Genomic DNA, 13,152 nt, shown 5'->3' with positions numbered 1-13,152 from the left:
GATTCAGAACTAAAAAAAGCCCAGCGATATCGCTGGGCTTTGTTTTTATGGTGTCACGATCAACTCCGGACCATTGCCGCTTTCTCGACTAGAAAAACTGACATCTGACTTACCACTTGCTGGGCCATTGTTTTCAAGTAGCAGTGAAACCGTGCCGGCTTGAATCAACTCGCTAACATCCACTTCCAACCATGAACCAATCTGACTTGGCGTAATCGCCACTGTCGCACCAACTTGATCAACCATCGGCATGGTATTCCATGTGAGGTTACTCTCTTGCCAGTTCGAGCTCGACAAACGAGAAATGGTGATATCTCGGCTTGGGTCCGCGTTCACGTTGCGGATGTGTAAGCGCAATATCGCCGTTGAAGCGCTGCCAATATCCAAACCCGTTAGGTCAAATTGCAGTGCAGTTTTACGGCTATAACCGACACCATCACTTTTCACCACGAGGTAACTGTTACTACCAAAACTTTGCGAAGCATACTGCCCGTCACGCACGAACACATCAGATTTTGTCACGACAGTTTCGTTTTGTGGTGGTAAAACTGGCGCACTGAAGTCCACTACCACGCTTTTACCCATCAAACGTTTTTCTGCAGACGTCACCACCGTTGTCGCTTGAACTTGGCCATTGTCTGTCAAAGTAACATTGACTTGCGTACCCTTACCCGGTGTAGAAATGGTCACTTCAGGTTCGGCTTTAGATTCGTTTACTAATACCACGCTTGGCTTGTCTACCGTGATCTCTTTACCACTGCTCAGCACAAGGCTACCTGCTTGGTGGAAAACGATTCCCGTGATCTTAAGTTGGCTATGGGTGACCGCTTGTAGAATATCGGTATTGCTCAGAACAGTGATTGGCTGGTTAGCTGCGTATGCCTGAGTATCCGTCGCCGTACTTTCAGGCAAAATGATGTATTGGTAAGACGCATTGGTTGGCTGCCAACTATGGCCAATTCTCAGCATAAACACGTCATCCGATACAACTTGATCCGGTTGGCCGTTGTTGATCGTGCGCCAGTTACCTTGCTTAGTATCGTTTTCCATCTGACCGTACCAGAAATCTGGGAATACGTAACCAACGCCATCGTGATGAACCCAAGAGGAACCTACAAGTTGGCGACTGCCTTTTTGGTAAACCTGTCCATCAACGGTCACAGGACCATTCAAACGGGTTTGGTTAACAGTCGTATTGACGTATTCAGAGCGCGTCGATTTGATCCCAGCCCCCAAGGCAACCAGTTCATCTTTAAAGCTAAACCATGCTTTCTTCGCTTGAGTAGAGTACGCGTCCATATCCATGATCGAAACGCCGTATGTACCATCAGAGACACCACCGATGAATGAGGTTTGCATCTCAATGCGGCCCCAGTCTGCTGGTTTGGTCGCGAATTGCGGTGAGGTCACGCCAGGTACTAGAGCCCAGTTCCACACTGGGAATAAATTGTGGTACTCATCCCCTCGCTGCATGATAAAAGTGCTACCAAATCCCAACCAATTGCCCAGTAAGTTTTCACCGTTGCCCGCTTCTGTCGGCTCAATACGGTTAGAGTTCATCTTGATACCGATAAAATGGTCAGAGCCAACTTTGGTGGCGTAATCAGAACGCCAGAACTGTTTGTAACCGCTAAGCCCTGAGTTCATGCCTTGCAAATGCTGTTTGAACGCAAGAGCTTCAGACTGACGACTTGGCATAAGCGCGGCAATATAATCGCTTTGTTTGACGAGTGTGGTTGGGTCCGAGGTAGCCACGCGACTGATGCCACGGCCACGTGAGTTGTAATCTAATGTACCGTGGCTGTTTGCCCAACGAACGCCTTCAAGAAAATAGTTTACCAACACATCGACTTTGTCTGCGGCAAACTTCCACTGTAAGTCACGAACTTGATAAGCCCAGTAAGATGCCGCGCCAAAGAACACTTCGCCGTAACCACCAATGTATAACTGAGGACCATGCTGCTGGAATGAGTAATCCGCTTGCACCCCTTCGTCTTCAGTGACGACGATGGTTTCTTCGATACCATCTAGACCTTTTTGAACTTGTAACGGGTCGTTATTTAACAGTCCGCCGAATATTACGCCTTTAGAAATATCGGTTCGGTTGGCACCGGTTTTATATGGCGCTAGCGGCATATCTGCAGCAATAAGAGTATTCAAGTCGGTTGGGAGGTGGTCGCCTAACATAAGTGCAGCTGGGCCTAACCTAAGTTGTTTCCCGATCTCATTCCACCACCAGTTACTATTGGTTCGGTCAGCAGAATACCAGTAGTAAAGTGCCGAAATAGCCGCTTGCGCTGCGTTGGCATCATTATTCAGGAACGCAACAGAAGAGAGAATTTCAATTCGCTCAAGATGAGCGCGAATCGGCGCTTCTTGTGTCGGAATTAGACTGTAATCAATATCCGTCCAGCTGCCATCTGCTTGCTGTGAAGCGATATATTGTGCAGCTAACTGTTCAACGTTCCCTCCTTTATTCTGCACTTTGCTTGACGTTGAGTCGGCAAAGTCCGGTGCAACACGTTGCGATAATGTCGCTAATTCATTCGCCAACGCAGGCTGGCAGATTAAGAGTGCGGGGAGCACCCATTGTTTGGGAGTGAGTTTAAATGTCATCTTATTGTTCTCGCGTAAGGTGTTTATTAAATTGGGTAGATGTGTTCTTTTCGTCGACTTTAAACACTCATATAACCTTACAACCAAGAAAATGAAATTATATTTTATTTTTGCAAAAATATGGTTTTGATCTTACTTTAAACAATCTGATTCATTCGTTGCTAACAAACTATTGCCACAGATCTTAGCTCGCTCCTTTTGATACAAAATAAGGTGCGTAAGCACCTTAATACATAAAATAACCAGAGAAATTTAGCGCTAGCGAACATTCGTTCATGCGCAATATTTGATATTTTTTGCGATATGGCTAAGAACACTTTCACCCATTCTGGCTGCGTCTGAATGGGTGCTCACTTGCGTTCGGTACTCGCGACCGTGTTCGACAATTACAATGTTCACCGTAGCAAAACGCCCTGGGGTTGCCACAGAAAGGCTATAGCAATGTGCTTCGTCCTCGCACGCAATCACGCACGGTTGATCAACTTGGATCGACAATCCACTTTCTAGGCTCAACGTCGATGCTTGATAAAACACACAGCCGATGCGTTTATCGACGAGCACCGCTTGAGTTTGCTTGCTATTCGCTACAACTAACGCTTTGGGAGCGTTAGCGTATTGCCGTGTTTGCTCAACGCTTGCGCCCGGTAAGAGCGTATATTGATAACTCGCATCATTTGGGCGAACACCATGGTTAATTGTCAGCTCAAACACTTCTGCGTCTAGGCGGTGGTCACTCAAATGTTGGTTAATCAACTGCCAAGAAGCGGAGCGCGTTTCGCACTTCAGATCAGCACTGGCATTGTGCAACACATAACCCACGTTGCCATGATGAAGCCAATGCTGCGCGTGAGCATTGAGCTCGCCAGATTCAACGATATCGTCTCGCCATAACTGATTCTCATAATGGCACTGGTTGACGGTCGTGACGACTGGCTGCGGATGAGTGGAGTGGATGCCCGCCCCCAACGCAACGACAATATCTCCAAAGAAGAACCAAGATTTCAGCGCTTGGGTCTGCTGTGCGTCCAGCTCAAACGTAAAAATTCCCCAACGGCTATTTGATACTCCGCCCGTCCAATGGGTTTGCTGCTCAACTCTGCCCCACTCATATGCGGGCATCGCGACTTGCGGGTTGGTCACACCTGGGATCCGCCGCCAATCCCACATCGGGAAGATGTCGCGGTATTCCAACCCATTCACCCCAATATTCATGCTGCCAAAACCTAACCAATAGCCAAGTAAGTTTTCTTGGTTACCGGTTTCGATTGGTTTAGTCCTCGATGAGTTGGCTTTCACCGTCACGGAGTAACGGTCTGAAACCGAGACTGCGTAATCAGAACGCCAAAAATGCTTGTAGCCAACGAAGGGATAACTATCACCATTCAAGTGCGCGATATAGCTATCAAATAAACAAGCATCTTGAGGAAAGACCGCTTTCAGCATCCGAGCTTGAGTGCTAAGAGTCTCGCTACTATAAGGCTTTTCCAGATCTGGTTTGGCGATCGCTCTACCACATACATTGTAATCCCATTGGCCATTTCTGGTCATCCAGACGCTACCGAGCAAGAAGTATTCACCCAGTATCCACTGAAGATGTCTTGGAAATGCAAATGGCGTGTTGTGCGTGGCGTAACACCAAGGCAGCGCCACGTTGTAAAACGACTCACCGTAGCCACCATTTTGCAATTGCGGGCCGTGTTGCTGGTAAGAATAATCGGCCTGAATGCCTTCATTTTCGGTCACACAAATCGTGTCGCAAATGCTTTCCATTGCCGCTTTGAAGCGTGTTTCATCGCTGCTTAGCAGCGCGCCGAAAGCCATAGCGTGGGCAAGGTCAGCTTTGTTCGCGCCCGTCATCGTCGTGCAGGTTGGGAAATCAGCACTCAATTGCGCTTTTAATGCGGGGGATAATTCTGGTGACAATAACAAAGCTATCGGTCCCAACAAGCGTTGCTTTCCGATCTGATTCCACCACCAGTTCCAGTTTTGTGGATTAACTCGATACCAATATTGCAGTGCCTGTATTACCAGCTCTGCGGCCACTGAGCTTTGGCTGCTATGATACTCGCACGCCAGCAACAGCACTCGCTGTAGATAAGTACGCATCACTTCGCCATCTTGCTCGGCGCCCTGCAAATCAATATCGTACCAACCGCTCTCATCACAGAAGCTTTGCTGCCAATTAGGTAAGTGCTTATACCAACGGCTTTTAGGGTATACCTTATACTGTTGGCGGATGATTTCATCGGTCACCACAGATTGAATGTTCATCAAATGCTGAGAAATCATTGGAGCTTCGACCTCTACATAAAAAAGAAGGCGCTCACGCGCCTTCTGTATTCAGATTAATTGTCCAGCCATATCCATTGATAAGGCTCTAAGCTGATTTCAATGGCGCGACCTTCGGTATTGCACACCGTCGCGGTCTGCGCTTGGTCGCTAAAGTTCACCGCCGCCGCTTTGTTGGTGTGCGGATAAAACGCAACATCAACGTTCGGATTCGCCGACAACCAGCTAAAGGAGGTGCTTTCTTGCTGCGCCAACCAGATCAACACATATTGCAGTAAACGCGCGTTGTCCATGGTGAACGGCAGGTTACCTAGGTAAACCGCACGGCCTTGACCATAATTACGCGCCGTAAACGCTAAATGCTGACCTTGAGCCGCGATCACGGTTAGATCCTGCGCTTGCGGGTACACGTAGCTTGCGTTACCGAAATCTTCGTTGCCGGTGATAAACTGGCTTAGGTAATGGTCTTGTGCAATTTCAAGCGGCATCGCCACTCGGCCCATCGTCAAAGAAGTCTCTTTCTCTAGGCCAAATACATCACCCAACTGGAAGTAACGACCGTTTTTCTGATACGCCGAAGGGTCGGATACGCCCAGTAGACCACCACCTAGAGCCACAAACTCACGCAACTTAACGATGATGTCCGCGTCATCCCAGCACTCGCCACCACTCCATGCAGAGTTTGCGTCGCCAGTATTGATAATAACTTTGACTTCAGGGTCGATACCGTTTTGTTTGATGTCATCAAAGCTGATGAATTCGACATCAAACGGTAGACCAGACAGACACTCAAGCAGGTTGTTACCCACCAGTTCCATCACGTCCGGACGAGGCGGCACGTAAAAACGCTGGTCACGAGCTTGGTTCTGTAACCAGCTACGCGCTTCACCCCAGGCACTGAGTACAGCCACTTTACCCGGCAGTTTTTGTGATTCCGTACGCTGAGTATTATCGAGATACTCACCAAACTGCTGAGAAATATCAGTAACGTGATCAATAAAGTGCGGGAACTTGTTCGCCAGAGATAAATAACCACCGTAACCAATACGATCAAGCGGCTTCTGTAGCATCGCACGGCGGATCTTGGTCCAGTTCGACATAGACTCTACCACTGGGTCGTTGCCTTCACTGAACACATCTGGGAAGAAGTACGGGTAGAATCGTGCTTCGCGGATTTGGTCACCGCCAGAATCCGTCAAACGGCGCAGCGCAACACCGTCTTCCACTGCACCAACATTAATGTCGATACCGATTTTCTGGTAGCTTGCTAAGAATGGTTCGGTTCCGATCCAGTGGTCACCTTGGAACATCGCAGTACGCTTACCCGCGTCGTGCGCCATTTTGACCAACTCTGCAGCGAACTCGACCACAAACTCTTGCACGAATGTCATCCAGTCACGGTATTGCTGTGATGGCACTTTATAGGTGCCGTTGTAGTAACCAGCATCGACAAAATCTTCTGGTGATAGCTTGTAGCCAAAGCGTTTTTCAAAATCCTGCAACGCACGTGGGCTGACTGTTTCACCGTAACCAGTCCAGTCACGGTAAATGTCTTGGTTCTGCTCACCGGTATCGATCACAAACAGGAATGCGAACGTGGTAAAGCGGACTACCGTGGTATTCGGGTGCGTCTCGAGCCAGTGTTGGAAATGCTTAAGCAGATGTGCGCGACACTCTGGGTGGTAAGGATCAAGGCTCTTGATTCTTGGGCCGTCCCAGTCATTGGTCAGCGCATTGTACATCGACACGCTGTCCCAAACTTGGCGAGCCATAAATGTCACTGTGTACTCGTGGTAGCGGTTAACATTGGTGACTTCAACGCTCTGCGTCTGCGCGTCAAACGACCAGTTGTCAACTGAGATCACTTCGCCAGTGGTGCGGTTACGAACTTCCCACCACTGTTTAGGCTCGCTGTCGTCGTCTAGCTCATACTTGTCTTTGCTGTAACCATCCAATGGTTGAATAGTCACGCTGTCACTCATTGCGGTCACAGGGAAAGACATCAAATATTTGCGGTGAAGGTATTCAGGGTGCTGATTGGCGTAATCTTGGTCTGCGCGCACAAGACACATCACTGAGTAGATGTCGCTGTCTTGCTCTGCCAATGAATCTGGCATGCTGGTTCCGTCACTGTCACGCAACGCATCCGCTTGCCAACGCTGGTAAAGATCCAGTACAACGTCTTCCTGACCGACTTCTACAGGCAGGGTCATATGACCTTTACGAGAGGCAATCTTGGTCATGATATGCTCCAAAAATGTGGGTAAAACGGGGGTGACTCCCCCGTAAGAAATCGAATAATTACCAGAAGAAGTTCTGGTAGCCATTGGCGCGCATCAGCGCTTCTAAGTAGTAGTAATCACCGTATGGCAACATGTTGTCGCACAGGCCAACTTTGACGAACGATGCGCCGTGAGCCAATAGCCCAAGAGCATTCTCATCACCCGTCAGGTCACACGTATCTATCAGACCTTGCAGAAGGTATAAGCCCCAATCACGGTACTGTTTGGCTTCTTCTGCGTCTTCGATGCATTGTGCAATCAGCAATAGACCTGCCGCCGTAATCGCCCCAGCAGAACTGTCTTTGTATTGGATCTCATCCGCTGGTAGCGAGTAATCCCAAACTGGCACACCATCATCGGTAATCTGTTCCACCGCATAACGAGCGAGCTTTTTCGCTAGTGTTAAGAACTTTTCTTCACCTGTATATAGGTAAGTTTGCGCAAAACCATGCACCGCCCAAGATTGACCACGCGCCCAGCAAGAGTCATCGGCATAGCCTTGGAAGGTTTCGCCTTTGATCGGCTGTTGAGTCACAGGATCAAAATTGAACGAGTGGTAGGTTGAGAAATCGTCACGGACAATGTGTTTTGCCAGTGTCTCGCTGTGAGTTTTCGCTGCATGAGCATAAACTGAAGAGCCAGTTACCTTAGCCGCCCAGAACAGCAGGGCCGTATTCTGTAGCGAGTCGATAATCGATTTACCCTGAGTAATTTCAGGACCCAATGGGTGGGTATCGTTCCACGCGACAATGTATCCACCAATTTTTCTGAAGCGGTGAATCAGATGGTCAGCCGCACGGATCGCCATCATTTTTGATTCTTCATCGCCCGTCAGGTTGTAGTCTGCAACGCAGCTCAAGCTGTACTGAAAACCTAGGTCGTGGTCTAGCCAAAATGGGTCCAACAACATGTCGGCAAAGTAGCGCTTACGTAGTTTTGCACTGTTTTTGAACTGTTGGTCAGCGGTCATCTGGTAGCAAAGCCACAACTCGCCTGTCCAGAATGAAGATACCCAGTCGAACTGGCCACAGTAATCCCATTGGTTATTTTCAGTACCAATCTTAGGGTTACGCTCGCCAATCTTAGGAATGTTTCGCTTAATCGATTCCACTACCGTTGGTAAATGGTTAATAACTCTCTGCTCATCCAATGCTTTTGGCAACGGACGTAAGGTAATAGCTTCGGTCATAAAAAATCTCTCAACACCTTTGCAACGCAAAGAAAAGGGTTCATGAATGTTATGGCTCTAGTGTATCGACTTATCAAAAATCAAACACAACCATTGCTCACATTTTTTAAAACACCTTTTCACTTTTAAATTTAAGTTCAAAAAAAGGCTGCAATGCAGCCTAAATTGTTTATCGTGCCAGCCAACCGCCATCGACCGCCACGGTGTAACCGTTGACATAATCGGAGGCAGGTGATGCCAAAAAGACCACCGGGCCAGCTAAGTCACTTGGTAAACCCCATCGTTGAGCAGGAATACGTTCTAAAATGGCTTGGTTACGTTCTTCATCTGCACGTAGTGCTGCAGTGTTATTAGTTGCCATGTAACCAGGCGCAATCGCGTTAATGTTAACGCCTTGCGCTGCCCATTCGTTAGCAAGCAAACGAGTAATACCCATAACGGCGCTCTTAGATGCGGTGTAAGAAGGCACGCGAATACCACCCTGGAAGGAAAGCATCGAAGCGATGTTGATGATCTTGCCGCCAGTATTTTGTGCTTTGAACTGTCTTGCGACCGCTTGGCTTAAGAAAAACACCGTCTTAACGTTCAGATCCATCACGTCATCCCAGTCTTTCTCGCTGAAATCGATCGCATCTTCACGGCGGATAATACCGGCATTATTGACCAAAACGTCAACACGACCTGCAAGGCTAACCGCCTGCTCGATCACAGAAGGAATCACCGAGTGATCGCTGAGATCAGCCGTGATTGGGTGGAATTTTCTACCCGTCGCTTCAACTAAGCTTGGCGTGTCTTCCGCGTCTGAATAGTTCACGCCAACAATGTCACAACCCGCTTGAGCAAGTGCAACAGCCATGCCTTGCCCTAGCCCGGTATTACAACCCGTTACCAACGCAACTTTACCTTCTAGATTAAAAGCATCTAATACCATTTTTATTTTACCTTTTTTGTTGCTTGCCCCTTCTCAAAAAAGAAAACGCAAATTCCATTATATTGAAACATCGTTTCACTAAAAAATAAAGACAAAAAAAATTTTGACTCTATGTAATGTGACTTGCTTCTTATTCACTCGGTGCAGATTTGAAATGCACATCGCTTACGTTACGCAGACGCTCTGCAGCTTGCTCTGGCGTAAGGTCACGCTGGCTCTCCGCCAACATTTCGTAGCCCACCATAAACTTACGTACCGTCGCACTACGCAATAGAGGTGGATAAAAACAGGCATGCACTTGCCAATACTCGCTTGGATTCCCTTCAGTAAACGGTGCGCCGTGCCAGCCCATTGAATATGGGAAAGAACAATTAAACAGGTTATCGTAACGTGTTGTTAGCTGTTTCAGCGCGAGAGAAAGGTCTTGTTGCTGTTCCAATGACAGTTCCGTCAAACGGCCCGCTTTCTCTTTCGGTAGTAGCAAGGTTTCAAATGGCCATGCCGCCCAGTATGGGACTAACGCAACCCAATGCTCCGTCTCAACTACGATTCGTTCACCAGATTCCAGTTCACGTTGAACATAATCCAACAAAAGTGGAGTGCCATGCTCGGCAAAGTAACGCTGCTGATGCTGTTCTTTTTTCTCGACCAGCGTAGGTACAAAGCTGTTTGCCCAGATCTGCCCGTGTGGGTGAGGCTGTGAGCAACCCATCGTCTCACCCTTGTTTTCAAACACTTGAACCCAAGGATATGATTGACTCAGTTCGTCGGTTTGCTGGATCCAGGTCGACACCACTTGATCCAACTCATCAAGTTCGAGCTCTGGTAAGGTACGGCTATGATCAGGAGAGAAACAGATCACGCGGCTCTCACCAGTTGCACTGTGGATCTGAAACAACGGATCATCACTTGAAGGTGATTCAGGCGTCTCTGTCGTTAGCGCGGCAAAGTCGTTTTTGAACACAAACGTGCCTTTGTAGTCAGGGTTTACATCACCGCTGACGCGTGTGTTACTCGGGCATAAAAAACAATCCGGCTCGTAGGTCGACAACTGCTCGACGCTCGGTGTTTCTTGCTGTCCGTGCCAAGGGCGTTTTGCCCGATGAGGTGACACAAGCACCCATTCACCGCTCAACGGGTTGTATCGACGGTGTGGATGCTCAGAGACATCAAATGTTTCCAACATGGGAGTTCCTTAATTTAAGATTGGTATCCGTTCGGGTTCGCTTGTTGCCAGTTCCAGCTATGTTCAACCATGTCTGTTAAGCTGTACTTCGCTTTCCAACCCAATTCTTGTTCAGCTTTCGCCGGGTTGGCGAAACACTCTGCAATATCGCCCGCGCGTCGCGCTTCCATTCGAACCGGAAGCTCTCGACCTAATACCCCGTTCATTGCATTCACCATTTGCAATACACTGATGCCATTACCCGTCCCTAGGTTGTAGACATGCAGACCAGCAACCTCACCACGTTTTTCCAGTGCCGCCACATGACCGTCGACTAGGTCTTCGACGTGGATGTAATCTCGTACTCCGGTTCCGTCTTCGGTTGGGTAGTCATTGCCAAAAATCGATAGTGCTTCTCGACGACCAATCGCTACCTGCGTAATAAATGGCATCAGGTTGTTTGGAATGCCGCTTGGGTCTTCACCGATGCGGCCGCTCGGATGCGCACCAATAGGATTGAAGTAGCGCAGTAACGTGATGCTCCAGTGCGGATTTGCGTCGGCAAAATCCGAGAGACAGCGTTCAACCACATGTTTACTGGTGCCATATGGGTTAGTCGTTCCGCCAGTTTGGCTTTGCTCATCAATCGGAACCACCGCAGGGTCGCCGTAAACTGTTGCTGAAGAGCTAAAGATCAGTTTGCTAACTTGCGCTTCACGCATTGCGGCTAACAAGTTCAACGTGCCAGTGACATTGTTGTCGTAATATTCCAGAGGCTTGGCAACAGACTCGCCTACCGCTTTCAAGCCAGCGAAGTGCATCACTGCGGAAATATCATGCTCAGAAAAAATACTCGCCAGAGCTTCGCTGTCTCGAATATCACCTTGATAAACCGTCAGCGGCGACCCCGTGAGTTCTTCAATTCGTTCGACCACACTTGGGTGGCTGTTCGAGTAGTTATCCAATACGATTGGTGTATGCCCAGCATGGTGTAACGCGACACACGCGTGACTGCCGATGTAACCGCATCCACCAGTAACAAGTACGTTCATAGTGCTACTTCCTAGAAGTCAAAGTTAATAAAGGGGTTAAGCGCTCGGAAAAGTTCTCTTCTTGAACGTGTTTAGAGCCGCTGAGTAACGCCTCTTTCGCCTTCGCTTTAAATCGGCAGAAATAGACCTGACGACCGCTACTCGCGATATAGTCATCGAGCATTTGTACACCGAGGTGGTCAATAAAATTGATCCCGCGACCAAGAATAATCACGCGGTTTGCTGTGATGCTTTGCAGCTCTTGGTTAAGGTACTGAATACAACCAAAGAAGATCGAACCGTTGATACGAATGACTTCAACGTCTCTATCTTCTAGATTGACTAATTCTGAAGTCAGCGACTCAATCACAGGTTGCGACGTCCGGCGCAAATAGAAAAACAGTGACGCTGCGACGCCAACATAGATGGCCCACTCCAAATGCAACACTAGTGCGGCGACAAAGGTCATCACCAACACCACCGTTTCCTTGATATCTTGTTCAACCAGCGTTCTAATGTGGTGAAAATCCACCAAGTTCCACGCAACCACTAGCAACAAACCGCCCATACCCGCAATTGGAATGTATGCCGCATACTGGACAAACAGCGCCATGATGATTAACAGAATCAAACCCGCAAATACGGCGGCTAACGGTGTTTTAGCACCGCTGCTGTAATTCACACCACTACGGGTAAATGAGCCAGAAGAGACATAACAAGAGAAAAACGAACCCACGACATTCGATAACCCCTGACCAATGAACTCTTGATTGCTATCAAGTTGCTGTCGAGATTTGAGCGCCACTGAGCGGCCAATCGAAATCGCCTCCACTAAACCCAACATAGCCACTGCGATGATGCCACCTAACATTGGTTCTAAGTGACCAAAACCGCTAAACGGTGATGACAGACTTAAGTAAGCGCTGCCCACTTCACCGACTAAGGCCACATCGTTACCAGAGAAATTCATCAGGTATGCCGTACCCATTGCTACCAAAGTGGCTAACAGCATATGGGGCGCTTTGGGTGCAGCTTTCTTGACCAATACACACGTTGCAATGGTGACCAAGCCGATGATCATCTCATTAATGTCGAGTTCACCTAAGTGAGAAAACAGCAGATTAATGTTCTCAATTGCCGTCTCTCCGGACGCGTAGCTTAACCCCAATACATGCTTGAGTTGGCTGACGGCTATGATGACTGCTGCACCCGCGGTAAACCCTAGCACGACCGAATGAGAGACAAAATTCACTACTGCGCCAAAGCGGAGCAATCCAAACAGCAGTTGCACGATTCCGGCGCACAGCGTCAGCGTGAAGCAAAGCTGGATATAAAGTGACGTACCTGGCTCAGCAAACTGGCTGACGGTGGTAAACACGATCACAGAAAGTGCGGCGGTTGGTCCGGAAATCAAATGGTGAGAAGAACCAAATAATGCAGCAAGAATGGCAGGTATGATCGCGGTGTACAAACCGTATTCAGGTGGTAAACCTGCGATCATTGCATACGCCACACCTTGTGGCAGAACGATAATTGCGCCGGTTAATCCCGCCCAAAAGTCCGCCTTAAGCGTGTGTGAGGTTACTTGGGGTAACCAGTTCAAAAACGGAAAATACAAGGCAAGCTTACTACTGCTTTTCGCCATCATG

8 protein-coding genes are annotated in these 13,152 nt (G+C 48.4%); all 8 read right to left on the bottom strand.

The window, feature by feature from the left end; genetic code table 11:
- Window positions 1-45: 45 nt before the first annotated feature.
- A complete protein-coding gene (locus tag HCZ42_RS08915; RefSeq protein ID WP_167420365.1) occupies window positions 46-2,616 on the bottom strand; it encodes a polysaccharide lyase family 8 super-sandwich domain-containing protein in 2,571 nt (856 codons plus the stop codon).
- Window positions 2,617-2,889: 273 nt separating this feature from the next.
- The gene (locus HCZ42_RS08910; RefSeq protein ID WP_167420364.1) at window positions 2,890-4,905 is read right to left on the bottom strand and encodes a polysaccharide lyase family 8 super-sandwich domain-containing protein; all 2,016 of its coding nucleotides are present in this window, start codon (window positions 4,903-4,905) and stop codon (window positions 2,890-2,892) included.
- A gap of 56 nt (window positions 4,906-4,961) precedes the next feature.
- Entirely contained in the window at window positions 4,962-7,148 is a 2,187-nt protein-coding gene (gnpA, locus tag HCZ42_RS08905; protein WP_167420363.1) for a 1,3-beta-galactosyl-N-acetylhexosamine phosphorylase, read from the bottom strand.
- Window positions 7,149-7,206: 58 nt separating this feature from the next.
- Window positions 7,207-8,376, bottom strand: coding sequence for a glycoside hydrolase family 88 protein (locus tag HCZ42_RS08900; RefSeq protein WP_167420362.1), 1,170 nt, complete (start codon window positions 8,374-8,376; stop codon window positions 7,207-7,209).
- Window positions 8,377-8,545: 169 nt separating this feature from the next.
- Window positions 8,546-9,307 (bottom strand): 2-dehydro-3-deoxy-D-gluconate 5-dehydrogenase KduD, encoded by a 762-nt coding sequence (gene kduD, locus HCZ42_RS08895; RefSeq protein ID WP_167420361.1) that lies wholly within the window; start codon window positions 9,305-9,307, stop codon window positions 8,546-8,548.
- 130 nt (window positions 9,308-9,437) lie between these two features.
- The gene (locus tag HCZ42_RS08890; RefSeq protein WP_175579447.1) at window positions 9,438-10,493 is read right to left on the bottom strand and encodes a UDP-glucose--hexose-1-phosphate uridylyltransferase; all 1,056 of its coding nucleotides are present in this window, start codon (window positions 10,491-10,493) and stop codon (window positions 9,438-9,440) included.
- A 14-nt stretch (window positions 10,494-10,507) separates the two neighbouring features.
- Window positions 10,508-11,524, bottom strand: a complete 1,017-nt coding sequence (gene galE, locus HCZ42_RS08885; protein ID WP_167420360.1) for a UDP-glucose 4-epimerase GalE — start codon at window positions 11,522-11,524, stop codon at window positions 10,508-10,510.
- 4 nt (window positions 11,525-11,528) lie between these two features.
- Window positions 11,529-13,151 (bottom strand): SulP family inorganic anion transporter, encoded by a 1,623-nt coding sequence (locus HCZ42_RS08880; protein WP_167420359.1) that lies wholly within the window; start codon window positions 13,149-13,151, stop codon window positions 11,529-11,531.
- Window position 13,152 lies beyond the last annotated feature (1 nt).

Source organism: Vibrio hepatarius (assembly GCF_011806575.1).
GTDB lineage: Bacteria > Pseudomonadota > Gammaproteobacteria > Enterobacterales > Vibrionaceae > Vibrio > Vibrio hepatarius_A.
Note: the sequence above shows the minus strand (reverse complement) of the source record. Positions and strands in the feature narration are given on the sequence as shown.

Coding starts and splice junctions, on each gene's coding strand:
- HCZ42_RS08890 (WP_175579447.1), bottom strand. CDS start 10,493: ATGTTGGAAACATTTGATGTCTCTGAGCATCCACACCGTCGATACAAC.
- HCZ42_RS08900 (WP_167420362.1), bottom strand. CDS start 8,376: ATGACCGAAGCTATTACCTTACGTCCGTTGCCAAAAGCATTGGATGAG.
- kduD (WP_167420361.1), bottom strand. CDS start 9,307: ATGGTATTAGATGCTTTTAATCTAGAAGGTAAAGTTGCGTTGGTAACG.
- HCZ42_RS08880 (WP_167420359.1), bottom strand. CDS start 13,151: ATGATGGCGAAAAGCAGTAGTAAGCTTGCCTTGTATTTTCCGTTTTTG.
- HCZ42_RS08915 (WP_167420365.1), bottom strand. CDS start 2,616: ATGACATTTAAACTCACTCCCAAACAATGGGTGCTCCCCGCACTCTTA.
- HCZ42_RS08910 (WP_167420364.1), bottom strand. CDS start 4,905: ATGATTTCTCAGCATTTGATGAACATTCAATCTGTGGTGACCGATGAA.
- gnpA (WP_167420363.1), bottom strand. CDS start 7,148: ATGACCAAGATTGCCTCTCGTAAAGGTCATATGACCCTGCCTGTAGAA.
- galE (WP_167420360.1), bottom strand. CDS start 11,524: ATGAACGTACTTGTTACTGGTGGATGCGGTTACATCGGCAGTCACGCG.